This window comes from Natrinema salsiterrestre, assembly GCF_029502005.1.
GTDB lineage: Archaea > Halobacteriota > Halobacteria > Halobacteriales > Natrialbaceae > Natrinema > Natrinema salsiterrestre.
Map to the genome: position 1 here is coordinate 257674 of NZ_JAMQOT010000002.1, position 24605 is coordinate 282278.

The window sequence follows — 24605 nt, forward strand, 5'->3', positions numbered from 1 at the left end:
GCCCGGATTTCGTTAATTGAGGATCGGCTCGAGGGATCCGGTGGGGACCGAGAAACGTCACAACAGCCACCTCGGCTGGCAACTCGCCCGCCGTAAGGCGGGCGAGTAGCACAGCCTCGCTGCGGACAACGGCGAAAATTGGCAGCAGTTACGTGAGAAACTGCGGGAAGAGGACGTAAGACATCTGATCAAGCATCGTGAGTTCCGTCCTATCGATCACGCAGATAATGCGCGGATCGATGAGACATTCTACGGCCAGAGAGCGTTGTCTGAGACAGTTGTCTCGGGGTGCTAGTGGTCGGAACTCCTAGTCTTATCCTGGCCCCAAGCAATCACCATGTGCTATACTTTCTCGAATTACCACAACACAATATGTAGAGAATTAGAAATTATTTTGGATATTAATTTAAAACCAATCTATAATATACAAATAGGAATACTGGAAAATTTGCATGTAGAATATTGTTAATGAGATTGCAATACCTGCTTCTGCTAGTGAATAAATTAGATTCGGTTCATAAACTGAAATAAATATATCTACAATTGTCATGACTGCATAAGCAACAGCACCTCCTGTAATTCCCCCTGTTGCAATGAATAGAAAAGCCCCTATAGCACTCTCGCTCGATTCTTCCTTTCCGTTAGTGTCCTCTTCCCCCATATTAATACACTAGTATATAAGTGGAAATATATTTCGAGAACTATAAAAATATACTAGATGGTGCCAATGAGTGTAGTTATAAAATCAGAGGAGAATAGATTTGTAAGCATTATAGAATATAGACATATAAAACGTGATCATAAATATTACTATAACTGCCTCTATCACTGAGGAGTGGACGTTAAACAATTCTGTAATTGCATATGTAACAGCACTTCCAGTAAGCCCTGCCGTTCCCATAAATAAAAAAGCTATTATTGCACTTTCGTTCGATTCGTTCTTTTCATTAGTGCTCATCTCTCTCATAATAATTTACCATGGTCTATATATAAATATCTTCTGGATATAATTAAACATTATATTATATTTCTGTGACTTAAAATGGGTTCGGTATGTTTATGTCGAGGTCACCAGCATTGTCAACGAACCATTCGACGAGTTCTCGGGAGGTGTTGATCGGAGCTCCTGGTAACGCTGCCTCCCCAACTGCTGTCATAATCGTATCTTGGTCTCTCATGTGGCCAGGGTGGTAGCTGAATGACCCGATGTCCTCCGATTCATCAAGGTAGTGCCCATTGCCGAAGCTTCGCATAGCGGGCGCACAGGTTTCGAACCTCCAAGCACCTGCACAAACATCAGTGTCTTGGAGACCAAATGTGAGATACTTCGAATCTTTTGCATGGTCCCACATCACGCCTGCTACGGCTCCAATAACTGCACGGCCGCCAGACCTACCGCAGCTGCTACACCTGCGCCTGGTCCCGTAATTGATGCTGCTGCGGCACTCAAGCCTGCGCCGAGTAGACTACCTAGGGCTGCGGTGAACGCAGCATTTGAAATTAAGTCATCCATAAGATCTGTCCATTCGACACCGATCCCAAACTGCCAATGAGTCGGAGCTTCCCAGAAATCAGCCTCACAATCTTCCTCTAGGTCGTTCATATACCATTCGGCACGCACGATGTAATCTTCGGCCTCAGTAGGAAGGTTATGAATCACTCCTTCCCATCCGCCATGATCCAGAGTGTCAACACCATCTTCATTGAGTTTCCGAATCACCTCTTTCACCTTTTCTGGATCACTTCTCTTCAGGAGCGAAGCATCGTCTGCTTCTGCGGTTTGGGCCCCAACAGTTGGCTCTGCCGCCGGAGTCAACTCTCCTTTGAGTTTGCCTTGCGTCGATTGGACTCCTGCCTCTGAAGTTTCGATCTCGGAAACAAACGCTGCTTCCTCTCCAGTATCAGTGTCTTCACAAACAGAAAGGACAGCGGTCTTCCCATCGAGTTCAACAGTTTCGACTGTCAGATCAAGATTGCCTTCATCTTGATCGTAATAGTTTGCCTCTGTTTCGTCTCCATTAGCACCATCAGCAAGTGCTGTGCCTGGGATAGTCAGAGATGCAGTTCCAATGCCGATACCACGAATCCATTTCCGTCTGCTATGGTTATCAACCATTGCGATTGTTTATTTCACCTTAACAAAAAAGAATATTTTGATTTGATTGATAAACAATAATTAAATGTATAAGCCCAATAGAAACCCCGAAACCCATATAATAGTTAAGGGGACGCCCAATTTTTAAATTTACTTGGATTTTGAGACAGTATTTTTCAGTTTCATTCTCAAGACCGAACCATCGCGATCAAAAAACTCTGACTCGTCGTGCCGATCCTTACTGTCGACGACGCTGTCAACGCCTACCTCGGAGAAGTCAATCACGGGCCGAATCAGTAGTTGCCGACAGAAAGCGACTAAATCCAACCGATAGTGTAATTTCTGTCCAATATATATCCGGTTGTAATGACGACACACCGAACGGACCGGACGCGCCGTCGGCCGTCGGGACTGGGGGGAGACGAAAACGAATGATTCCGAATACCGTCGAGATCGACCGGATGGTACCGGCAGCGGGAGCGATCAAACACTCGCTCGAGTCCTACGCGACGGAGGCGGTCGGACCGGACGCGGAGCTCACGAGGCTCCACCGCGTTCTCTACCCTGTGTTCCGGGTCGAATACCGGTACGAAGAGGAGAGTCGGCTCCCGTGGGGAGACGAGACGGCCCGCGGCGTGACGCTGCTCGACGGGCTCTGGGCCGACAATCACGCCGCGCTACAGCAGTACCGATCGGGAACCGACTCGCTCGAGCCCGTATCGCTGGACGCGTACGATCTGGGGCGGGATCGGCCGGGACTGGGCCGGACCGTGCTGCTCGATTTTCAGGTTCCGACGCAGCGAGCGCGCCGGTTGCTCCCGGAGCGGCTCGCGGACGTGGTCGAATCCCACCGGTTCGACGACCCGGCGTCGATCACGTCGTCGTACGCCGAGGAACTGGTCGACACGTTCGGGCTGCCGTCGGATCTCGATCCCGCGGCGTTCGAGGGCATCGCGGACGTGATGCGGCTCTATCTGCCGTTCTGGGTCGGTGAAGTGTATCGGCCCGACGACCGAGATCTCATCGGTGTCGTGCGAGATCCGGAAGACACGCGCGACGACGGCGGCTCGTCCCACGAGTGGCTCTCCGCGTTTTTCCGCGCGGACAAGGGACGTCTCGCCCGGTACGCGCACACGTCGATTCGGCAGCCGACCGCTCCGTCGGTGACCGGCGATTCCGGGTCCGACTCTAGCGATAGCACCGTTTCGGACGGACACACCGGCGAGGCCGCGGACGGACACGACGGAGACACCGCGGGCGGACGCGCCGACGACGGGTCCGATGCAGCAGAGACGGCGGACGACCGGACGACCGCCACCGATGGAACCGATGATCACGGCGAACCGCACTCCGAACCAGTCCAGCCCGAGACCGCGGAGCTCGACGCCGAGACGCTGGTGGACCCGACACCGGACCGATGTTTCGCCGACATCGGCGGCATGGCCGACCTCAAGGAGACAGTACGACGGACCGTCATCGGTCCGGTCGAACGGCCCGACCAGTTCCGGGAGTACGGGCTCGACCCCGTCTCCGGCGTCTTGCTCCACGGACCGCCCGGCTGTGGCAAGACCTACGTGGCCGGTGCGCTGGCCGGCGAGCTCGACTATTCGTTCCTCGAGGTGACCCCTGCCGACCTCTCGAGCAAGTACATGGGGAAACCCGCCGAAAACGTCCAGGACGTCTTCGCCATCGCCGAGGCGAACCGGCCGTGCGTGCTCTTTCTGGACGAGATCGACGCCATCGCGAGCGCCCGGGAGGACCAGTCGAGCACGAGCGAACGGGGAATGGTCAACCAGCTCCTGACCGAGCTCGAGGCCGTTTCGGACGGCGTATTGGTGCTCGCGGCGACGAACCTGCTCGAGGACGTCGACGACGCGATTCTGCGGACGGGGCGGTTCGACGAGCGGATCGAGGTGCCGCCGCCGGACGCGGCCGCTCGCGAGGAGATCCTCGAGATTCATCTCGAGGAACGACCGGTCGTCGACGGTCTCGCGCTCGAGTCGGTCGTCGACCGCACCGCGGGATACGCGGCGAGCGACCTCGAGTACATCGCGACGGACGCGGCGCGCCGGGCCCTTCGGGACGACGAGCGCATCGATTCCGAACACCTGCTCGCCGCCGTCGAGGCCGTCGACTCGAGCGTGCCGGACTGGGCCGGCGGGGCGCTGGAGGAGGGGAAGACGATCACCCAGCCCGACGGCGTCGATCTGAGCGCCCGATCGCTGGTCACCCCGACGGTCGACCGCGGGTTCGACGACGTCGGCGGAATGGACGACCTGAAAGAGCGGTTGCACGAGACGGTGATCGATCCCCTCGAGAACGCGGATCGGTACGCCGAGTACGGACTGGGCGTGACGAGCGGGGTCCTGCTACACGGCCCGCCGGGCTGCGGGAAGACGCACGTCGCCGGTGCGTTCGCCGGCGAACTGGACTACTCCTTCCTCGAAGTGACCCCGGCGGACCTGACGAGCAAGTGGATGGGCAAACCCGCGCGGAACGTCGCCGATCTCTTCGAGATCGCGCGCCAGAACGCGCCCTGCGTGGTCTTTCTCGACGAGATCGACGGCATCGCCGGTGCGCGAACCGGCGGCGGGAACGCCAGTCAGCGCCAGCTGGTCAATCAGTTGCTCACCGAACTCGAGTCACTCGGGGACGAAGCGGTCGTGGTCGTCGCAGCCACGAACCGCATCAGCGATATCGACGACGCCGTCTCGCGGTCCGGCCGCTTCGACGAGCGGATCGAGGTGCCGCCGCCGGACGCGACCGCGCGCAGGGAAATCCTTCGGGTTCACCTCGCGGATCGGCCGGTCGCCACCGATATCACCTGGGAAACCGTCGTCGAATACACCGACGGATACGCGGCCAGCGATCTGGCCCTGCTGGCCGACAACGGGGCCCGGCGGGCGATGCGGGCGGGCGATCGCGTCCGCGAGCGACACCTCCTCGCGGCTGTCTCGGAGACGGACTCGAGCCTCGGCTCGGACAGCGCCGAGACGGCCGGCGACATCGACACAGATAGTCGGCGGGCCGACGACACTGGAGGTCGGCGGGACGACGATACCTGGTATCACCAGTGATCCCGTACCGCGGTCGGTTCTCCGGTGACGGCCCAGCCGACCATCGAGACGGTGAACGGGGAGCAAGTATCGAGACGGTGAACGGGGAGCAAGTATCGAGACGACGTAACGGTCGATTCGTCCTAGGTCGGATCCGCAGCCGTCGTTTCGGGGCTGACGCGTTCCGCGTACTCTGCGCCCGAAATCTCGAAGCGTGCACCGCCGTCGCGTCCCTCCGTCGCCGCGATCGACCAGCCGTGCGCCGTGGCGATCGATCTGACGATGGCGAGGCCGAAGCCGGTCCCCTCCTCCCTCGTCGTTCGACCGTATTCGAAGACCGTTTCGCGTTCGTCCACGGGGATCCCCGGGCCGTCGTCCTCGACGAAGAACCCGTCCTCGAGCGAGCCGACGCGAACCGTCTCGCCGCCGTGCTCGGCCGCGTTTCGAAAGAGGTTCTCGAGCAGCGTCCGGAGTCTGGACGCGTCTGCTCGGACGCGCGTTCCGTCGCCGATCTCGACTTTCAGCGCCGCGGTTTTCGTCTCACTGGTCGTCCACGCCTCTTCGACGACCGATCGAAGGGGGACGGGCTCCGGGTCGTCGATTGCTTCGCCCTCTCGGGAGAGCATCAGGAGGTCCTCGATGGTCTCGTCGATCCGCTCCAGTGCGCCGATCGCCTTCTGCAGGTGCTCGGACTCCCGGTTCTCCTGCTCGAGTTCGGCGTACCCGAGCGCGACCGAGACCGGGTTCCGGAGATCGTGCGAGAGGACGCCCGCGAACCGCTCGAGTTGTTCGGTCTTGCGCTCGAGGTCGGCCGCGTAGGCCTCGAGCTCCGTGACGTCGCGAACGATCAGTCCGTACCCGCGCGGTTCGCCCCCGCTAGCGACCTCGAAGACCGTAATCCGAAGGGTTCGATCGCCGTCCGACGATCGGACGGTCTCGGCGAATCCCGTTTCCGCGGACGCCTCGATCGTCTCGAAGTCGGCCTCGGACACGGCAGTCCCCCCGTCCGTTACGAGCGTCTCCTCTCGAGGAACGAAGGCGGGATAGGCGTGATCCAGCGATTCGCCGACGTTCTCGTCGATGGTGGGCAAATACTCGCGAGCCGTATCGTTGTAATCAGCGATGGCCAGTTCGGCGTCGACGACGAGGATTCCCTCGTCGAACGAGTCGAAGAGCGCGTCTCGTGCGAGCGGTGCGACCCCGAACAGTTTCGTGCGGAACAGTCCGATCGCGACGATGACGCCGAACACGCCCGACCCGTACAGCCCGAACGGAATGCCGGCCCCGTACACGCCGGTTGGACCGTACGGAGAGGGAATGAAGCCGTTCGCGCCGAGAATCGCGGGGACGAAGATCGACGCCATCCCGGCGAGGAGCGCGCCGATCTGCAGTCGCGCGGTCCGCCAGGAGAACAGGAACTGCCGAAAGAACAGCCCGAACGCGAGGACGATGGGGACGAGGGTCACGAGCAGGAGGACCTCGTTCGCGGCGGTAGTCGTCGCTGCAAGTCGTCGGAACGGCTCCGCTTCGAGTCTCCAGCTGAGGATCAGGACATCGGTAACGGGGCTCGTGAGAATCAAGCCGGCCGGAATCGCGGCGGCCGCGATCACCAGCCCCCAGGTCACCTTCGTCAGCCAGTACTCTCGTCCGGTGTAATAGATCGCGAGGAGGAGCCACACCGGATTGACGGCGTGCAGGAGGGCGTACCACAGGAGCGACCAGCCGGTCTTCCACGCGAGGCTCGAGCTCAGGATCTGTCCCGCGACGGCGGTGGCCATGACGGCGTGAACGAGCAGAATGACGATCATCACGGTCCCCGCACGGTCCCGCGTCTGTCGTCGAACCCAGCGCGCGACGAGCACGGAAACGACGGCGACGAAAAAGAGCCCGACGAGGAGGGCGAACCGAATCATACCGGTCGTTTCGTTCCAGCCCTCAAACGGGTTGTGGCCGATCGGAGTATGCTATCGAGATGTCCGCGATCGGTCGAACCGCAGAACCGCAACCCGTTTCAACTACCGGGTAGTACAACCGGGATATGGCCGCGGCTTCCACCGACGAACCGTCGATCCGCGCCGCTCGACGGACCGATCGACCGTTCGAATCGTCCACACTGGGTGCGAACCATGGTCGATAGCGTCGTCCTCTATCGAGCACCGACGACGGTCTGCGACGTCGATGCGATCGCTGACTGGCTCGCGGATCGGATCGACGCCGACGTGACCGTCCGCGATCGGTTCCTCGCGGTCCACCGCACCGAAAACCTCCCCGAACGCTTCGCCGAGGCGCGGGTCCCATCGCCGTACGAGCGCGACACCGGCAACACGATGCTCGGGACGATCCGCTACGAGGAGCGCGCGCTCGAGCACCCCGAGCGCGAGGACGGCGTCCTCTACGACGGGGTCGGGATCCAGCGTGCACTCAATTCCGCGCTTCCCGCCGAGGAACGGGGGCTCGAGACGCTTCACGTTCCGATCCTCGACCGGGCCGTCGGGACCTGGGGCGACCACGACGGCCGCTGGCACAAGCGCGTGACCGTCCTCGGACAGCCCGGACTCGCCTCGGTGCCGGGCCTCTACGAAGCGCCCGCTAAACCCGAGGCGTACTACAAGGAGAAACAGCGCCACGCACTGCTTTCCGGCGACGCGCCGCCGCGGGAGGTCCTCGAGAATCAGGTCGAGGGCGACTTCCTCGTCCAGGACGACCCGCGAACGACGGACGCGCTTCGGGGGTACGTCCTGCAGGCGTACCACTTCCTCGAGACCGGTGAGGCATTCTGCGATCGGGAGGCATGTCGGTTGTTCGACGCACACTACCACGAGGACCTGATCGACGCCCAGCTTCGCGAGCCCGCGTTCTGTAGCGAACACGCGCGGCTGTACGAGTGACGATCGAGCATCCCGGTGAAGTACGCGATAGTCTCCCTCGGGTTCCGCTCCCGAACCGATATGCCGTGGCGCGCGCTGTCGGCTGTCTGAGCGCTAGCGAAGGCAGCCGATGATATTGCGCGAGGGATGAGTGAGCGAAGCGAGGGTGAACGGAGTGAACCCCTCGCAAGGGAACGAATCGGCTGGGGAGGGCGTGGCCATTCTCTGCCGCCACGATAGCAGGGACACTCTTTTCGAACAGGACTGCCCCTCGCTCACCGATGCCGTTCACGGGTTCGCCCGATATCGTCCCCAGAAATCTTACGCGATACCCGTCTCTCCGGCCGCTTTCCTTCCCTGAAGCAGGAGCCGCGAATACCCAAATCGGTGCGTACTTTTGTCTCAATCCGCTCGAGAAACGTACAATGAGTGCTGAGTTCACAGTCGACATCTCGGTTCGCTATCGCGACCTCGATCCGCTCGACCACGTCAACCACGCCGTCTACGCCAGCTACCTCGAGATCGCCCGCACCAGCTACCTCCGGGAGATCGCGGCACTGCCCTCCGAGGAAATCTCCTTCGTCATGGCGAACCTCGAGATCTCCTACGACCGCCCGATCAGGATGGGCGACGACCCCACGATCGCGCTCTCGGTGTCACGGCTCGGCGACTCGAGTTGCACCATGACCTACGAGATCCGGGCCGACGATGCCGTCGCGGCGACCGCCGAAACGACGATCGTCCACGTCGATCCCGAGACGGAGCGGCCGAGCTCGATCCCCGACGGGATGGCGCGACGGATTCGGGAGTACGAGGGCCTCGAGGCGACGGCATAATCGGGTCGGAACGGCGCGGATATCTCTTCCCTCACTCGAGCCGCCCGCCCGTAAGCCGAACTACGCCGAAAACGTGCGTCTCGTCCGCGACGGCGATAGCGCGCTCGCGGAGGCGGGCGTGTGCGGCGTCGATCTTCTCGTCGAGCCGTCGGTGTGGATCGTCCTCGTACCGAAGCTTGGTCGTCGGCGGCGTCGAGAGGACGACGATCGCCCGGAAGACCGCGTTGACCGGCGGGGCGTACCATTCCTGACTTCGAGCGGCGTTTGCGAGAACGACGGTGCCGTCGGGACCGACGAGGTCGCACCAGTCGTCGACCGCGTCCGCCGGGTCCTCGAGCATTCCGGCGACGAACGTCGCGAGGACGGCGTCGATCTCACCGGCGTCTCCTTCCGAACCCTCGCTGCCGACCGGCGGCCGCGTCGCGTCCCCTCGCAGGACGTGGACGTTGTCGTACGCCGCGGTGGCCGCACGCGCCCGCTCGAGCACCGGTCCCGTGAAATCGAGTCCGATCACGGTTCCCTCGGGACCGACTCGCTCGCGGAGATACGGGAGGTTCGCGCCGGTGCCACACCCCATTTCGACGACGGTGTCGCCGGGATCGAGTCGACAGGCGGCGGCCGCCCGGTCCCGGAGCCGTGCGATACCCGGCGTTCGGCGTGCGATCAGATCGTAGAGGCGCGCCCAGCGGCCGTAGAACTCCTGTGCTGATTCGGTCATGGCCTGCGCTCGCTATCGTCCATCGGCGGCTCAGATGATCGACCGGATCGCGTCCGCGACGGACTCGGCGTCGGGACCGAGGACGTAGATCAGCGGCTCGATGCCCATGCCGCCGGTCTGGTACAGCACCGTCGCCGCCGGCTCGTCTTCGATCGCCGCGCCGACGCTCGAGGCGACGTCGCCCGATTCGTCGAACTCGGCGGCGACGTGGCCTCGTTCGGTCAGGTCGTCGATGAGTCCCGGCTCGTACGTGACGTTGATCCCCGCCGAAACGTCCGCGCCGTGACGGCGCGCGGCGAGTAACACGCGAGCGACGTGCTCGGAGACGCCGAACTCGGGATCCGCGGGGACGGTGGTTCGCCCTTTCACGTCGAAAATCCGCCCGGGGACGCCCGCGACGTCGTCGACGTCGTCGGCGTCCGGCGTACAGGCGACCAGGTTCGAGCCGACCGCGGGGATCAGGTTCGTGAACCCGCTGGCGGTCTCGAGCATGCCCAGCCCGCGCCGGAGCGACGAGAGGACGCGCTCGCTCGTCCGGAGATCGCTCTCGGGGTCGTGAACTCGGAACCCGGAGCCGTGATCGGCGAGTTCCGGCACGGCCTCCTCGTGGAGCTGCGCGAGGAGGTCGCCACCGGACTCGAGGTCGCGGATCAGGACCTCGATCTCGATCAGGGCCTGCACGGGCGAGATGTCGCCGGCCGCCAGCCCGGTGCCGAGTTCGTCGACGAGCGTCCGGACCCGCTGATCCTCGGCGATACGGTCGTTGATCGTGACGTCGCCGTGAGCGTACTTCGAGACGGCGCTCTGGCTGATGCCGAGCACTGCGGCGACGTCGCTCTGCGTGAACCCGCGGTCCCGGAGATCGCCGGCGAGCAGCGACCTGATAGTGGGGAGGAACTCGTCTACGACGATTTCTTCGACGAATTGCATTCGTTGCTCGGGCATAGGAACGGCCAGCGGGATAACTTGTCGGTACCGAGGGTGCGCCGGGCTCGGGGAAGACTCGGAAGGGACGAAACGGAATCGAACCGCTAGAAGACGATCGGGCCGATCATCGACGCGAACTCGTAGCTGAAAGCGTGGTTGAGCAGGACGTACGTGACGACGCCGAGGAAGAGACTCAGGATCCACGAGCCCGCGGCGATCCGACCGACTCGAGCGTGGGACGTGGTCCGGAGTTCGGCGGGCGTGTGGGTCACTCCGAGTACCAGCGCGTAGAGGACGACCGGAACCGAGACGATCGAGAGGATGATGTGGATCGCCAGCATCACGAGATAGGCGTAGTAGACCGGGTCGGGGCCGACGAACTCCTTCGTCCCGCCGCCGCCGACCTTGAGCAGGTAGACGACCAGGAATCCGAGGATCAACACGAACCCGCTACTCATCGCCGCCCGGTGTTTCTCGACCTCGCCGGCGCGGATCCAGTACCACCCGAGCACCAACACGATCGTCGCGGTGGTGTTGATGACCGCGATCACGTGGGAGAGCAGGTTGACCTGCGCGTTCGTCAAGTCCGGATAGAGCGGGATATCCAGGAGGAACGTCCCGAGCACCAGCGCGTACCCGACGATCGTCAGGACGATCGTTGCACCGATCGGCTGCTCGCGGAGCCGGCGTCTCGCGTCAGCGGTTGCCATTATCCGACGTTAGGAGCACCGCCGTATCACCCTTGCTGTTCCAGCACGCTCGCACGGGGAATTAATCGCGATCCGCATTCGGGATCCGAGTCGATCGGCGACCCGACTCACCGGGAGTCGAACCGATACGGGTCAGTCCCGATCGAACGGGAACCGGTCGAGTCGCTCGCGAACGAGCGGTTTCAGGTCGAAGATGTACCGTTCGGTGTCCGCGAAGCCGCCGTCGTCGGACTCCTCGTGCGGAACGTGTTGCGTGTAAATCACCTGTTCGACGTCGACGTCGCCCGGGATTTCCTGGGCGACGACGACCCCGTCCACTGCTCGCCCCGGTTCGAGTTCGACGTCCGTCCCGACCCATCGCTCGGGGAAGTCGGTGGCGTGGGCGGCGACGATACTCGAGCCCTCGTAGAGGAACCCGTCGTCGCCGATGAAACTCGTGTTCGTCTTCCCCTGCCAGGAGAGAGATCGGGCGCTCATATTGTGGATGCGGAAGAACGCGACCGTCCGCTCGGTCGCGGCAGTAACGGGGCCGTCGACCAGCGCCGCGAGGTCGACGTCGTGAACCAGTCCGGCGAGCGTCACCGTGAGGTATTCGCCGCTGACCGTCAGTTCGTGGGTTCGATCGCGGTCGTCGGTATCGTCGCGCTCGTCCGGATCGTAGGTTGGCCGCTGGCGGCGGTGTGACCCCGGGTGTCCCCGGGTAATCGCACCCCCGTCCGTCTCGCGTTCGCCCGGCACCCGCTCGCCGAGGATCGCTTCGTACGCCTCTTTGATTCGTATGAACTGTTCTCGAGAGCCACCCTGGTCCGGATGGTGTTCCTTCAGTAAGGACCTATAGGCCCGCCGAACTGCCCGTTCGTCGGCATCGACGGATAGTCCGAGGACCTCGTAGTGGCTCTCCATCGTGGCGGTAATCGATCCTTCGTCGAAAAGAGTCTTTCCGTGTTCGGTCTCAACTGGTCCGTCGGGTGCCCGAATTCACGGTCCGATACGCCGTCAATTGCCCCGTTCGTTCCGTCCCTCGAGCGACACCGATCCGTCCCGCTCGACGGTGACGTCGTAGCCACAGAAGGGGAAGGAGACGGTCCCCGCCGGGTCTGCTCGTCCCGTTAGACCGATCCGCGAAAACCGCATCGAGCGCCGTCGGGTCGACGACGGCGTGGAGCGACTCGTACTCCGGCGGCGAGACCGTCGTCGGTGGAACGCCTTCCGCTTCGGCGACCGCTTCGATCACCGCCCGGCTCGCCGGCGTTCCTGTCGGGCCGTCGGCGCTATCCCCACCCCTCTCCATGTACTCGGTCTTTTCAAAGTCGATCGAATAAAGCTGTTCTTCCGGTCTCGGTCGCACTCGCGGTCGATCACGGTCGCGGACGAAGACGGCCACCGCGGTCGGATCGAAGGACGCCCGGACGGACGGTCACCTGATGTGAATCGCGGGTTTGCCGGGCCGGGCTCGAGCCGCGTGCTCGTCGTCCGTGCTCGCCCGTCGGACGACGACGTCCGCTCCGAACTCGTCGGTGACGAGCCAGGACGCGCGGTCGAGGATCGCCGACTCGCGATCCCCGGTGAGCGTCTGTCCGCTTTCATCGCCGTCGTGGCCGGCCAGTTCACCGACGAAGGCCGCGACGGTCTCACGGTCGGCATCGATTACGTCGTCCTCGAGCACGCGGTCGACCACCGACCCGACGTCGTCGATCCCGTCGGCCTCTGCACTCGCACTCCGGTTCGTCAGATGGGCGGCACGGTACTTCCACTCCGGAGCGACGACCAGTTCGATCCGTTCCGGTTCGTCGATCGCGGCGACGTCGACGATGTCTCGCACGTCCCCGAGCGTTCGCTCGACCAGCTGCCGCTCGAGCCGGTAGGACGAGGCGTCGTGAGTCGGTTCGGGCCAGTCGGCCTCGACGGCGAGTCCCTCCCCGCGGAGTTTGTTCCAGAGTTCTTCGCCGAGGTGGGGCGCCATGGGCGCGATCAGCGCGGCGAGCGTACGCATTCCGCGTCGGTAGACGTCGCCGTGCGGGCCGTCGTACTCGCGGTATCGTCGGAGTAAGCGTGCCAGCTCTCGGATCTCGGTCGCGGCACGGTGGAACCGGAACCGGTCGTACTCCTCGGTGACCGCCGCGGTCGTTCGATCGATCTCCCGTGCCACGTAGTCGTCGTGTTCGCGCCGCTCGACGCGGGGCGTGCCCTCGTCGACGAACTCGGTCGCCATCCGATAGAGCGTTTGCTGCAGGTCGTACGCTCCGCGGACGTTGTTGGCGGTCCACTCGAAGTCCTGTTCGGGGTGAGCCGCCGAGAGCACGAACAGCCGGGTCGTCTCCGCACCGTACTCCTCGGGGGTGACGACGTTCCCCTTCGAACTGGACATCTTCTCGCCGTCGTACAGCACCGTCCCCTGGCTCATGAGCTCCCGAATCGGTTCTCGCCGCTCGAGAAGCCCGATATCGGCCAGCGCCTTCGTAAAGAAGCGGGTGTACAGCAGGTGGAGGATGGCGTGTTCGTCGCCGCCGACGTAGACGTCGATCGGCAGCCAGTCGTCGGCGAGCTCCGCGTCGAACGGCGCATCCGCGAGGTCCGGCGAGAGGAAGCGCAGGTAGTACCACGAGGAGTCGACGAACGTGTCCATCGTGTCCGTTTCGCGGCGGGCGGGCCCGCCGCAGTCGGGGCAGGTCGTCTCGCGGAACGACTCGTGGGCCTCGAGCGGGTTGCCCGTGGTCCGAACGAACTCGGGGAGTTCGACGGGCAGCTCCTCGTCCGGCACGAGGACGTGGCCGCAGTCGTCGCAGTGGACGACCGGGATCGGCGTCCCCCAGTAGCGCTGCCGGGAGATCAGCCAGTCCCGCAGCCGGTAGGTGACGTCTTCAGCGAGCGCGTCGTGGTCCGCCACGAGCCGTTCGCTGGCGATCTCGCTCGCGAGCCCGTCGTACTCGCCGCTGTTCTCGAGGATCCCCTCGCCGGTGTAGGCCGGCGTTTCGTCGGTTTCGTCGTCGCTACTGTCGACTGTCCGATCATCTCCGCCCTCGGGAACGATCACGCGCTCGACCGGGAGATCGTGTTCGCGTGCGAAGGAGCGATCGCGCTCGTTGTGGCCGGGAACGCCCATGACGGCCCCGGTGCCGACGTCCTCGAGAACGTAGCCGGCGACGTAGACGGGGAGTTCCTCGCCGGTGAGCGGGTGGATCGCCGTCGCGTCCGTTTCGACGCCCGAAAAGCCGACTTCGTCGGGGTCCTGTTCGCGGACGGTCTCGACGTACTCCGCGACGTCGTCGTTGTCGTCGGCCAGTGTCCGAGCCAGTTCGTGCCCCGGCGACACCGCGAGGTAGGTCGCGCCGTAGACCGTCTCCGGGCGCGTGGTGAACACGTCGACGGGACCGCTCTCTTCGGTATCGTCACCGTACCCGGTCACGTCGAACGTGATCCGCGCGCCTTCCTGCCGGCCGATCCAGTTGCGCTGGATCTCGCGAACGCCCTCCGGCCACCCCTCGAGTTCGTCGAGTCCCTCGTGGAGCTCCTCGGCGTAGTCGGTGATCGTGAAGAACCACTGGTCGAGTTCGCGCCGTCCGACGGGGGTCTCGCAGCGCCAGCAGACGCGGTCGCCGTCGCTGCTCGCAGCCTCATCGCTCCCCTGATCCGAAGGCCCGTTGCGCTCGTCCTCGCGCTCGGCGACCTGGGCGTCGGCCAGCACCGTCTCGCAGTCGGGACACCAGTTGACCGTCGCCGCCTCGTACTCGACGAGCCCAGCCTCGTAGAGCCGTTTGAACAGCCACTGGTTCCACCGGTAATACTCCGGTTCGCAGGTGGTAATCTCCCGAGACCAGTCGTAGCCGAAGCCCATGGTCTCGAGTTCCTCGCGCATCCGCCGGATACACGCCTCGGTCCAGGATCGCGGGTCCGTCTTCCGCTCGAAGGCGGCGTTTTCGGCGGGAAGACCGAACGCGTCCCACCCCATGGGGTGGAGGACGTCGTCGCCCCGCATGCGGCGATAGCGCGAGTACGCGTCCGTAATCGCGTAGTTTCGGACGTGCCCCATGTGGAGCGTGCCCGACGTGTAGGGGAACATGCCGAGCACGTAGGTCGGATCGTCGGCGTCGGCATCGAGCGCGTAGACGTCCTCGCGCTCCCAGACGTACTGCCAGAACTCCTGTACCTGCGCGTGATCGTAATGACTCGTCATTGTCGGCGAGGTCCGTTATCATCCACTGAGTGGGCCGGCTATATCATTGTTCGGCCGTTCGGTGATGCCATCCGGCGTCGCGACCGGAATCGTCCGGCTCGACTCGAGCATTGGGGGCCGCATACCGGTCCCGTCGCAGCCGCCGGGTGCCGCCCGCGCCCACTGTGGGCCGAGATTAACAAAGCGCGTCGATCGCCTCCGATCGACTGGTACCATGTCCCGCATTCGAGACGACCTCCCGTCGGCGTTCGCGATGCTGCTCACCATCGCGGCCGTTGCCCTCGCGTTCGGCGCCCTCACGGTCGTTTTCGCCCCGGATATGACGGCCGAGGAAACGGATTCGCCCACCACCGCCGTGGAGGGCGACGGCGTCTCGGCCGCTGAATCCACCGAGGCGAGCGACGAAGACGAGACGGCCGAGACGACTGCCACCGATACCGATAGCTCGCTCTCCGACGGTGACGAGAGCGACTCGAGCGGATCGGCGTCCGAATCCGATCCACCGAGCGACGGCGAGTCGTCTATCGACGACGATCCCGAGGAGTCGCCCGAACCGCCAGCCGAGTCACCCGACGACCCCGAAGAACCGTCCGAATCAACGGTTGACTCCGACGATGACGATGCCGAACCAGCTGAATCTTCCGACGATGACGACGATGACGACGACACGCCAGACGAATCCGAAGAACCAACATCTGACGATGGCGCTGACGACTCCGGTATCGACGAACTCGAGGAGGTACTCGAGGACGTCGGACTGACGGACGACGCAGACGAGGAGGAATCTGCGGAGGACGACCGAAGTTCACCGGGTGACGACGAGCGGGGACCACCGGAAGACGCTGGCCCGCCAGGGGACGATCGCGGCCCGCCCGACGACGTCGATCCGTTCGGAGACGACGGCTGACTGCGAGCGACCCTCGCTGAAACCCCTGTGTGGACACGTCCCGTCGAAATCGATCGACATCTACAGGACGGAACGGGAACGAAAACGGACCGCGATCGGGGGAGTCAGGTTCCCGCGGCCGTTCCCCGCGGGACTTCGCGGCCGGCGGTGTACGCGACGTACGCCGACACCGCCGCAGCGATGAGTCCCGACACGACGTTACTCCAGGCGAGGCCCTCGCCGGCGACCTCGAGGCCGCTCATCGCGATGTCGCCGCCGACCGCGAAATGGGAGACGGCCGTCCACAGCGCCAGCAGGGCGACCAGTGACATCACGCCGGTACTCGTCGAGTGACCGTCGCTGATCCGGTAGTAGTTGTAGCCTGCCAGCAGGAAGATCGCGGCTCCGATCAGCACGTTGTTCCACAGCATCGACGCGGCTTGGTCGTAGAAAACCGGGGAAACGGCGATCCAGAGCCCGATCAGCGAGACGATACCACTGAGCCATTTCTGGCCCTCCGGTTCACCCTGATCGTGGGTGTGCGATTCACCGGTCGTCGGGTCGTTGGTCGTGGACTCGCTCATAGTTCCCCCCAATCGGTGCTACCGCTAGAGCACCCAAAAAGAGGGACGACTGTTCCGCTCACTCGCCCGAAAACCCGCTTCGGAACGGGCTATCCGGCGATCCGTCAACGAGATGGGAGGAGATCCAAAACAGTAGTTACGCGATCGCAATGGGTGACTGGTACCGTCCCCGTGGACCGAGAAATACGGTATTACTACGGCGACGATCGCTTCGGAAGGCAAGTCAGTGCGAAAATTGAAGATAGATGCCGAATGTACGACGGCCCTGATCCAACCGAACTAGTTGCGCGAGAGCCACAGCCGTTCGCCGTCGGCTTCTTGCGTCGGTGACTCGATCGGAACGGACCGCCGTCTTATCGGCCGCGATCCGGGCCGCCTTCCCGGCCCGAATTCCCACCGGCGTCACGCCCCGGAGCGTCGTTCGAGTTCCCTTCGACGACCTCGAACATGCGCATCATGGCGTGTTCCTCGTGCTCGAGGATGTGGCAGTGGAAGGGGTACTTGCCGGCGAAGTCGCCGAACTTCGCGGCGATCCTGACGGTTTCGCCGGGGTTGACCCGCACGACGTCCTTGCCGCCCCGTTCGTTCGGAAGCGGGGGCTGTGGACCGTGATCAGTGTTGTGGCGCTCGCGTTCGAGGACCTCGAATTCGACCAGGTGAAGGTGGATGGGATGGGTGTGCATGTCGTCGTTGACGAGCTCCCAGATCTCGGTCGTCCCGAGCTGAGGTTTGTGCTGAATCTCGTCGCCCCAGGTTCGGCCGTTCAGCTTGTGGATCATGAGCCCGTGCTCGTCCGTCCCCATGCCCATCGTCATCTCCCGCGTCGTCTTGGCGGCGGCCGGGTTCGGTCCGTTACGGTTCGGGAGTCGCAGATCGGACGGATGCGTGCTGGTGTCCGGTTCGGTGGTCTCCTCGGTCACGCGAATCTGCATTACCTCGTCGATCTCGGGATGCTCCATGTCTCCGTGGCCCATCCCACCATCGCCACCCATGTCCATGCCATCCATGCCGTCGCCGTGATCCATCCCTCCGTCACCGTGATCCATGCCGCCTTCGTAGGGGAACTCGGCATCGTTCGTAACGGTAAACGTCTCGCCGGCGTGATCCGAGAAGTCAACGACGATCTCGGCCCGCTCGAACGGTGCCACTATCAGCGACTCCATGTCGCCGCCGTGGCCGATCGAGACGACCTCTTCCAGGAACCCGTGGTCGGGCGCGATCTGGAACATGGTCGGAACGGCGTCGTGGTCCTCGTCCTCGTTCTCGAGGCTGAGGTCGTACGTTCGGCCGTTGGAGACGTTCGCGATCCGGAATCGGTACTTGCGCGGCTCGACCTCGAGATACGGCCACGCTTTGCCGTTGACGGTGGCGGTGTCGCCGGCGAAGTTCGCGACGAACTTCTCGGGGTAGTGCAGCGACCCGTCGTCCTCGAACGAGCGGTCCGCCAGTACCAGCGGGATGTCGTACTCGTCCTCCGGCAGGTCGAGTTGCTCCTCCCTCTGACTCCGGATGATGTAGGGACCGACCAGGCCGGCGTAATTGTTTAGCCGACTGATCCCGCGGGCGTGATCGTGGTACACCGTCGACATTCGGGACTGCCGATTGGGCATCTCTTGGACGTCCCGCTGGAATCGGGGGCCAGTCACCCCGTCCGGGGACGTCCACATATCGGCCTGCCCGTCGCTTTCCGTGGCAGTGTTGAGTCCGTGGAAGTGCGTCACCGTCCGCACGTCCGGGACCGGACCGTCGTAATCGACGTAGTTCTCCGACGTGGTTCCCTCGATTCGGTCGTCGATCTCGAACAGGTGCTCGTCCGGCAGTTGGCTGTTGTCGAACTCGATCGCCAGTTCCTCGTTCCGGTCGCCCGCGAGGAGCGGACCCGGAAACTGCCCGCCGAATCCCCAGATCGTCGTGTCCTCGAGGTCCGGGTGGAAGCTGTGCGTGGTCTCTTTCACCTCGATCTCGTGGTAGTCGGCACCGTTTCGCGTGCCGTCCGGCGGTCGTTCCTCCGGGATCGGTAGTTCCCGTTTGTATTTCTCGAGATGCGGTGAGACACCCGCGTCGGACGAGTGACCCCCGTCCCCGTCCCCGTCCGAGTGATCACCGTCGTGCTCGTCCTCCGCCGCCAGGACACCGCTCGGGACGGATCCTGCGACACCAAGCGTCGCACTCGCCCGAAGCAACAGCCGCCGCGAAAGGTCCCGCATTAGCGACACCCCCGTTCCGATTCACTCCGACTCGATAGCGCTGACTCCCCTTCCACTGGTACCGCCCTCCCCTCTCTGAATACCATCGGTATTCTGTTCGGAAACTATTATATATAAAATCTTTGGCCTATAATATACCCTCATTTAGTGGCTGGTCCGCCGTGATGAAGCGAAAGTGATTCTTCACACTATATGAATATAGTTTTATAATAATGGGGCGGATGTGGGCTCGATTTGCAATAACTGCTCGATAAGAGGCCGTACATCAATACACTCGCCAGATGTAATGGCCAAATCAGTGAGTAATCATATCCGCGAGTCGCTGGAGGGATCAGTATCCGGGCGGGGTTGTTATGATGGTAACGTACTATCGGCCGTGTAGAGTCCTCATTCGTGGGGCCCTCTCCCCGAAAAGGTAAAATTTCTGTCATAGTCCCGGGCGGATTCGAACCGCCGTCATGGGCTGTCTTCCGTGACGGATCAAACCGGGCACGTCCAAAGGCCCATATGATTGGCCACTACACCACGGGACTTCTCACTTCGGTCGAAGTCCAGTGTCGTTCGCAAACCCGTCGGATTTGCTCACTACCACGGAACTTCCTACCGCTGGATAACGGACGCCGCCACAATAGTGTTACTTTTCGCGGTCAGGAGAAACAGCTATCTGTCCCTCCTCGGCACGTCGATGACAGCTCCGGCAGAGCGTAATTACGTTCTCCATTCGATGCGCATCCTCGGGTCTGTCGAACGACCGAACGGGTCGCAAGTGATGGACGTCCGGATTCCGACCGAGCTTCGGCTTCCCCGCGCCACAGTGCTGACACGTGTAATCGTTCCGCTCGAGTGCCTGTCGTCGAATCCGCCACCACGTTCGACCGTACTCGATTGGGCCGCCTTCCCACTGATGATGATCCGGTCCGACGACGTTCTCCGAGAGCCAGTCGCCGTAACAGTCGAGGGTGCAAAAGAAGCCCCGTTCTTGCTCTTCGAGCCGCGCTGGACGGATCTCGATATCGGAATCGCACGAGCGGCAGGACACCGTCACCCTGTCACCTTTCGTCGACGGATTGTCCGGAAGCAATCCGTCAGCGGCTTCGACACACTCCGAACAGTAGATACCCTTCTTCGAAGACGGATAGAACGTGATCGTCGATCCACAGCACTTGCAGACCGACGTTTCCGTCGCGTCCGTCCAGTTACCGTTGTGCTCGCCAGCGTTCGGATTGCAGTCGTCGCAGTATTCACGCCGTGCTTTCGGATCGTAGAAATTCGTTTCGCAGCCGCGACACGTACGATTCGGAAGCGGGTCTCCGTGGACCTTCGTATGGTGTTGTCGCATGCCCTGCTCCGTCCGCAGCGTTTTTCCACACGTCGGGCAGTCCATGCGGCCGTTGGCCGCGGCATCGTATATAAACTCGAGGCGTCTCGTTCCGGAAGCTCATCCCGAGTCCGAATACCGCTACTCGAGACGAACCCAGTGCTGACCGCGACGCGAAATCGACGGAAAACAGTCGCAGTCGGCGGAAAGACGATCGCGAGCCGCGAAAGCCGGCTTACAGGTAGCCTTCTTCGGCCAGTCGCTCGATCCCCTCCTCGAGGCGCTCCTCGCTCGCTGCGTACGAGATCCGCGCGTAGCCGGGCGTGCCGAACGCGCTCCCGGGGACGGTCGCGACGTGAGCGTCTTCGATCGCGCCCTCGCACCACGCCTGATCGTCGTCATCGACCGGAAGCATCATGTAGAACGCGCCTTCCGGTACGGCGACGTCGACGCCGTGGTCGTCGAGCAGGTCGACGACCAGATCGCGGCGCTCTTCGAAGGCGTCGACCATCTCGGTGACGGCGTCCTCGGTCTCGAGCGCCTCGAGTCCGGCGTGCTGGACGAAGTTCACCGCCGACGAAACGGAGTGGCTGTGGAGCTTGCCGGCCTGATCGATCAGTTCCTCGGGGCCGGCGAAGTAGCCGAGCCGCCAGCCGGTCATCGAGTAGGCCTTCGAGAAGCCGTTGACCGTAACGGTCCGGTCGGCCATCCCCTCGAGCGTGCCCAGACTGGTGGGTTCGACGCCGTAGGTGATCTCCTTGTAGATCTCGTCGCTGATGACGGTGACGTCGTGTTCGACGGCGAGATCGCGGACGCCCTCCAGTGCCGCGTCGGAGTAGACGGCACCGGTGGGGTTCGACGGCGAGTTGACGATCAGCAGTTCGGTCTCGTCGGAGACGGCGGCGTCGAGGTCGTCGAGCGCGGGCTCGAGCTGGAAGTCGGTCTCGGAAAGGTCGACGCGGGTGAGGTCGCCGCCGGCCATCTTCACCATGGCCTCGTAGGAGACCCACGCGGGGTCGAGCAGTGCGACCTCGTCGCCGTCCTGGACGAGCGCTTGGACGATCTCGTAGAGGGCCTGTTTCGCGCCGGGCGTGACGATGATCTCGTCCGACGTGTGATCGAGCCCGTCGTCGGCCAGCTTGTCGGCGATCGCCTCGCGCAGGTCGAGGATGCCGGCGGAGGTCGTGTAGCCGGTGTGGCCGGCGTCCATCGCGTCCTTGCCGGCCTCGACGATGTTCTCGGGCGTGGGAAAGTCGGGCTCGCCGACGCTCAGATCGACGACGTCTGCGCCCTCGGCCTCGAGTTCGGTGGCGAGTGCTGAGATGGCGAGCGTTGCGGACGGTTCGACTCGGGATACGCGGTCGGTGAATTCCATCGTCATTGGTGGGAACCTGCAGCTGAACTGGGGTCGGGTAGTTCGTCGACGAGACTGAGCGCCCCGTCGACGGCTTTCGCCGCGTTCTCGACGCGTTCGCGCGCTTCGGCGGCCGACATGCCGGGCCCGGTCACGCCGAGGGTCACGGGCGTGTCGCGGTCGAGACTCACGTCGGAGAGCCGCTGAGCGGTGGCGTCGGTGATCACCTGGTCGTGGTCCGTGTCACCGGTGATGACGGTTCCGATGACTGCGACGGCGTCGACGGCGTCGAGGCGCGCGAGTCGGTCCGCGGCCAGCGGGGCGTCGTACACTCCCGGGACGCGGACCGTCTCGTACACCTCGGCACCCGCGGCTGTGGCCGCCTCGAGTGCCTCCTGCTCCATCTGCTCGGTGATCGGTCGGTTGAATTCCGCGACCACCAGTCCGAGCGTGGTCATAGGCGTGGGGTGGGGAGGGCAGGTAAAAGAGGTACCGTTCTCGGGCGAACCGACCGGAACCAGACGAGTCCCACGCCGCCGATCGGGGAGTCACCGTCTCGGGAATCCCACGCCCCACCCGGTCGGTTCGCCGTCTTACGCCTCGTCTTCGTTTCGAAAGGTTACGCCGCCGTTAGTCGTCTCGACGCGGATACTGCGCGTCCCCTGGCCGAGCGTCATCTCGAGCGAGCCGTCGCCCGGGGCGGGTGCGCCGTCGAACCCCTCGACGGAGATCGCACCGTTCGCCGTCGAGACGCTGACGGTCGCGTCGAGCGAGGGCGGTGCGAGAACGGTAACGTCGCCGTTCGTGCTTTCGGCGATCAGATCTCCCTCCCCGGCGCCCGCGAGCGTGACGTCGATCCCGCCGTCGGTCGTCTCCGCGCGAACGGCACCGCCGACGTCGGCCACCCGAACCGATCCGTTGGTGTTCTCGGCGACCAGTCCCCCGTCGACGCCCCGGACGTCGATATTCCCGTTGGTCGTCTCCGCGTCCAACTCGCCGGTCACGTCGCGGGCGTCGATGTCCCCGTTTACCGTCGCTGCACGCGCGACTCGCGTTCCGTCGGGGACCGTCGCCTCGAAGTCCAGTTTCGGATCGGGGCCGAACAGGAACGGCGGCTCCTCGCCCCGTCGTGCGTCGACGGCGAGGCGGCCGTCGTCGCGACTGGTCGCCATCGTCATCGATTCCAGGGACTCCTCGGTCGGCGCGGCCTTGTGGCCGTGAACCTCGATCGCGTCACTTCCTGTTCCCGCGACGGCGACCGACCCGTGTTCGGTCGTGAGCGAAACCGCGTCGACGTCGTCGGCGTCGTACGTTTCCGTTACGGTCTCCGATTCCCCCCGGCCGGTCGCGAGGCAACCGGCGAGCGATCCGAGCAGGCACACACCGCTCCCGGCGAGCGCCCGACGCCGCGATATGCTCGATCTCATGTTCGTGTCTATACGTTGCCACCTATGCATATAATAGCGCCCAGTTTCCGGCGCGATTTCTCTGCACAACGAATTTATACGAGAACGCTCGCCGCCTGGGTTCGGCGGTTCGATCCAGAGACAGAGAACCGATCAATCGAGACGTGACGGCGCGTTCGCCTCGAGCGGGCCGTTTGGGAATTCTTAACCGCGGGCGACGCGAACCGCCGCGTAATGACGACGTTACGGACGCCGGGACCGACGATCGGCGTAGTCGGCGGGGGACAGCTCGGACGGATGCTGGCCGAGGCGGCCGCGCCGCTGGGCGTCGAGGTAGTCGTGCTCGATCCGACGCCTGACTGCCCCGCGGCGCTCGTGGCCCGCGACCAGATCGTCGCCGGATTCGACGACGAAGCGGGGATCCGCGAACTCGCAGCCCGCGCCGACGTCCTCACGTTCGAAATCGAACTGGCGGATCAGGAGGTGATGAAGCGCGTGAGCGAGGACACTGGAACACCCGTCCACCCGAAGCCGTCGACGCTCGAGACGATTCACGACAAACTCGTCCAGAAGCGAGAGCTCGAGGACGCCGGGGTTCCGGTGCCGCCGTTCCGTGCGGTCGAGGACGCGGACGACGTCCGCGACGCGATCGACGACTACGGCGCGCCGGTGATGCTCAAAGCCCGAACCGGCGGCTACGACGGCCGGGGCAACGTCCCCGTCGAGTCGAAAGCCGACGCGGAGGACGCCCTCGAGTCGGTCGCCGGCCCCGCGATGGTCGAGTCGTTCGTGGACTTCGAGCGCGAGGTGTCGGTCATCGCCGTCAAGGGGGATGACGAAGTCGCGACCTTCCCGATCGGGGAGAACATTCACGAGGAGGAGATCCTCCGGGAGACCGTCGTTCCCGCACGCTCGAGCGACGCCGTTACCGAGCGGGCTCACGCGGTAGCGCGCGACGTCCTCGAGGTGATGGACGGCCGCGGGGTGTACGGCATCGAGCTCTTCGAAACGAGCGGGGCGCGCAGCGCCCCGGATGACTCGAGCGGGCGAAGCCCGCGAGAGAGCGAGGGAGAAATCCTGCTCAACGAAATCGCGCCGCGCCCGCACAACTCCGGCCACTGGACGATCGAAGGGGCCCGGAGTTCCCAGTTCGAACAGCACGCCCGCGCCGTCCTCGGCTGGCCGCTGGGCTCGACGGAGTTGCGCTCGCCGACCGCGATGACGAACCTGCTCGGCGACGTCGACGAGGAACAGTCTGCACAGCTGGAGGATATCGACGAAATCCTCGAGACCCCCGGCGCGGCCCTCCACTGGTACGGCAAGCGGCAAGCGCGGCCGCTGCGGAAGATGGGCCACGTGACGCTCACGGCGGGCGAGGAGAACGAGTCGGTCGAGGAGCTGCTCGAGCGTGCGCGCGAACTCGAGGACGCCGTGACGTTCCGACCGTAACCGCCGTGACCTTCCCAA

General features: G+C 63.6%; 19 protein-coding genes, 1 tRNA gene and 3 pseudogenes. 6 read left to right on the forward strand and 17 right to left on the reverse strand.

Going from position 1 to position 24605, the window contains the following annotated elements:
- Positions 1 to 46: 46 nt before the first annotated feature.
- Positions 47 to 286: pseudogene (locus NDI89_RS06715) on the forward strand (IS5/IS1182 family transposase); the annotation flags it as partial.
- 120 nt (positions 287 to 406) lie between these two features.
- On the opposite strand, the gene NDI89_RS06720 reads toward NDI89_RS06715, so the two are convergent.
- The 3 genes from NDI89_RS06720 to NDI89_RS06730 form a co-directional block, all read right to left on the reverse strand.
- A complete protein-coding gene (locus NDI89_RS06720; RefSeq protein ID WP_277520749.1) occupies positions 407 to 661 on the reverse strand; it encodes a hypothetical protein in 255 nt (84 codons plus the stop codon).
- An 84-nt stretch (positions 662 to 745) separates the two neighbouring features.
- Complete coding sequence (locus NDI89_RS06725) at positions 746 to 967, reverse strand: hypothetical protein (protein WP_277520750.1); 222 nt, start codon at positions 965 to 967, stop codon at positions 746 to 748.
- A gap of 393 nt (positions 968 to 1360) precedes the next feature.
- Positions 1361 to 2116, reverse strand: a complete 756-nt coding sequence (locus NDI89_RS06730) for a hypothetical protein (protein WP_277520751.1) — start codon at positions 2114 to 2116, stop codon at positions 1361 to 1363.
- Between the two features lie 410 nt (positions 2117 to 2526).
- Here NDI89_RS06730 and NDI89_RS06735 point away from each other — a divergent pair, with 410 nt between their 5' ends.
- Positions 2527 to 5172 (forward strand): AAA family ATPase, encoded by a 2646-nt coding sequence (locus NDI89_RS06735; RefSeq protein ID WP_277520752.1) that lies wholly within the window; start codon positions 2527 to 2529, stop codon positions 5170 to 5172.
- A 122-nt stretch (positions 5173 to 5294) separates the two neighbouring features.
- Here the strand turns inward: NDI89_RS06735 and NDI89_RS06740 are convergent, their stop codons facing one another.
- Positions 5295 to 7064 carry an ATP-binding protein gene (locus NDI89_RS06740; RefSeq protein WP_277520753.1) on the reverse strand — a complete coding sequence of 590 codons (1770 nt, stop codon included), beginning with the start codon at positions 7062 to 7064 and terminating at the stop codon, positions 5295 to 5297.
- Positions 7065 to 7277: 213 nt separating this feature from the next.
- Between NDI89_RS06740 and NDI89_RS06745 the strand changes: the two genes are divergently transcribed.
- Positions 7278 to 8039 carry a DUF7001 family protein gene (locus NDI89_RS06745; RefSeq protein WP_277520754.1) on the forward strand — a complete coding sequence of 254 codons (762 nt, stop codon included), beginning with the start codon at positions 7278 to 7280 and terminating at the stop codon, positions 8037 to 8039.
- Between the two features lie 404 nt (positions 8040 to 8443).
- Positions 8444 to 8854 (forward strand): acyl-CoA thioesterase, encoded by a 411-nt coding sequence (locus tag NDI89_RS06750; RefSeq protein ID WP_277520755.1) that lies wholly within the window; start codon positions 8444 to 8446, stop codon positions 8852 to 8854.
- 31 nt (positions 8855 to 8885) lie between these two features.
- On the opposite strand, the gene NDI89_RS06755 is transcribed toward NDI89_RS06750, so the two are convergent.
- The 6 genes and pseudogenes from NDI89_RS06755 to leuS all read right to left on the reverse strand — a co-directional run bounded on the left by NDI89_RS06755 (position 8886) and on the right by leuS (position 15383).
- Entirely contained in the window at positions 8886 to 9572 is a 687-nt protein-coding gene (locus tag NDI89_RS06755) for a class I SAM-dependent methyltransferase (protein WP_277520756.1), read from the reverse strand.
- A 30-nt stretch (positions 9573 to 9602) separates the two neighbouring features.
- On the reverse strand, positions 9603 to 10502 hold the full coding sequence (locus NDI89_RS06760) for a thiamine-phosphate synthase family protein (RefSeq protein ID WP_277520757.1): 900 nt from the start codon (positions 10500 to 10502) through the stop codon (positions 9603 to 9605).
- A gap of 101 nt (positions 10503 to 10603) precedes the next feature.
- Entirely contained in the window at positions 10604 to 11209 is a 606-nt protein-coding gene (locus tag NDI89_RS06765; protein WP_277520758.1) for a DUF420 domain-containing protein, read from the reverse strand.
- A gap of 132 nt (positions 11210 to 11341) precedes the next feature.
- On the reverse strand, positions 11342 to 12112 hold the full coding sequence (locus NDI89_RS06770) for a J domain-containing protein (protein WP_277520759.1): 771 nt from the start codon (positions 12110 to 12112) through the stop codon (positions 11342 to 11344).
- Positions 12113 to 12205: 93 nt separating this feature from the next.
- Positions 12206 to 12500: pseudogene (locus tag NDI89_RS06775) on the reverse strand (HalOD1 output domain-containing protein).
- A 126-nt stretch (positions 12501 to 12626) separates the two neighbouring features.
- Positions 12627 to 15383, reverse strand: a complete 2757-nt coding sequence (gene leuS, locus NDI89_RS06780) for a leucine--tRNA ligase (protein ID WP_277520760.1) — start codon at positions 15381 to 15383, stop codon at positions 12627 to 12629.
- A gap of 214 nt (positions 15384 to 15597) precedes the next feature.
- On the opposite strand from leuS, the gene NDI89_RS06785 reads away from it, so the two are divergent.
- Positions 15598 to 16290: a cell surface protein gene (locus NDI89_RS06785; protein WP_277520761.1), complete on the forward strand. Its 693-nt coding sequence runs from the start codon at positions 15598 to 15600 to the stop codon at positions 16288 to 16290.
- Positions 16291 to 16394: 104 nt separating this feature from the next.
- On the opposite strand, the gene NDI89_RS06790 is transcribed toward NDI89_RS06785, so the two are convergent.
- The 7 genes from NDI89_RS06790 to NDI89_RS06820 form a co-directional block, all read right to left on the reverse strand.
- Positions 16395 to 16853, reverse strand: a complete 459-nt coding sequence (locus tag NDI89_RS06790) for an SPW repeat protein (RefSeq protein WP_277520762.1) — start codon at positions 16851 to 16853, stop codon at positions 16395 to 16397.
- 353 nt (positions 16854 to 17206) lie between these two features.
- A complete protein-coding gene (locus NDI89_RS06795; RefSeq protein ID WP_277520763.1) occupies positions 17207 to 19060 on the reverse strand; it encodes a multicopper oxidase family protein in 1854 nt (617 codons plus the stop codon).
- 430 nt (positions 19061 to 19490) lie between these two features.
- A tRNA-Gln gene (locus NDI89_RS06800) sits at positions 19491 to 19593 on the reverse strand.
- 101 nt (positions 19594 to 19694) lie between these two features.
- On the reverse strand, positions 19695 to 20444 hold the full coding sequence (locus NDI89_RS06805) for an HNH endonuclease (protein ID WP_277520764.1): 750 nt from the start codon (positions 20442 to 20444) through the stop codon (positions 19695 to 19697).
- Positions 20445 to 20613: 169 nt separating this feature from the next.
- A complete protein-coding gene (locus tag NDI89_RS06810) occupies positions 20614 to 21759 on the reverse strand; it encodes a pyridoxal phosphate-dependent aminotransferase (protein WP_277520765.1) in 1146 nt (381 codons plus the stop codon).
- Entirely contained in the window at positions 21756 to 22190 is a 435-nt protein-coding gene (gene ribH, locus NDI89_RS06815) for a 6,7-dimethyl-8-ribityllumazine synthase (RefSeq protein WP_277520766.1), read from the reverse strand. The genes NDI89_RS06810 and ribH overlap by 4 nt, the downstream gene beginning before the upstream one ends.
- Before the next feature lie 135 nt (positions 22191 to 22325).
- On the reverse strand, positions 22326 to 23159 hold the full coding sequence (locus NDI89_RS06820) for a DUF4097 family beta strand repeat-containing protein (protein ID WP_277520767.1): 834 nt from the start codon (positions 23157 to 23159) through the stop codon (positions 22326 to 22328).
- A gap of 150 nt (positions 23160 to 23309) precedes the next feature.
- Between NDI89_RS06820 and NDI89_RS06825 the strand changes: the two are divergent.
- A pseudogene (locus tag NDI89_RS06825) lies at positions 23310 to 24587 on the forward strand (5-(carboxyamino)imidazole ribonucleotide synthase); the annotation flags it as partial.
- Positions 24588 to 24605 lie beyond the last annotated feature (18 nt).